Genomic DNA, 737 nt, shown 5'->3' with positions numbered 1-737 from the left:
TGAGTGAGATACACGAGCAGTACGAAAACCCCAAATTATCTAGCGCCCCTAGAGCAATGGCAGACATCACCAAACTGCCTTACTTCTTGCAGCACATAGATGAAACGGACACCGTGGAATCAAAAATTCTGAAAGCTCATCTGCGAGCACTACAAGAAGCATATTTCGGCAATGCTACCCGCCAACAAGAGCTAGGAGGTAATAACTGGTTCTGTATGCGTGATTTGATGGCACTCGATCCGAATCGCCACCCTGAATTTCTTGAAGATATGATCTGGACAGTGCTTGAAAAGACGGCGAAGAATAATCCTGAAAGGTTTACTCGATATAATTATTCATCTTCATTTGCAATGTCAACTTCGGTTATTTTTGAATATGGTCTGCAAACTGAATACCCTTGTTACAGCCCTATCCCTAAATCCTTGCAATTTAACGGCTGGAAATATTAATCTCGGCACAGGATATCCATCGAGAGTGAATGTAATTTCAGGTATAAGGCCAGTACGAGAGAGTAGGAACGGGTTAAATGTCTTTATTCTAGACTGCCGCTGCTTGGGCACAAAAACGTTCCTTTAACCCCTTATATAGCCCAAGAAAGTATTACGTTCCTGTTTCCATGAGTAGCAAGCAATAAAGTATCCTCTTAAAATGGCAGCGATCGCATCGGTACGCTGCTATTCGTTCTAATGAATCATTAGAGTAGTAGCTCTAGCTCATTTCTGCCCGTGCGACGTGAA

General features: G+C 42.7%; 1 protein-coding gene. It reads left to right on the top strand.

What is annotated here, in order from left to right; genetic code table 11:
* A partial coding sequence (locus AB4589_RS25025; RefSeq protein ID WP_372101918.1) for a hypothetical protein occupies positions 1–449 on the top strand: 449 nt, incomplete at its 5' end.
* Between the last annotated feature and the right edge of the window lie 288 nt (positions 450–737).

It is taken from the genome of Vibrio sp. 10N.222.49.A3 (genome assembly GCF_041475145.1).
GTDB classification, from domain to species: Bacteria; Pseudomonadota; Gammaproteobacteria; order Enterobacterales; family Vibrionaceae; genus Vibrio; species Vibrio tasmaniensis_A.
Note: the sequence above shows the minus strand (reverse complement) of the source record. Positions and strands in the feature narration are given on the sequence as shown.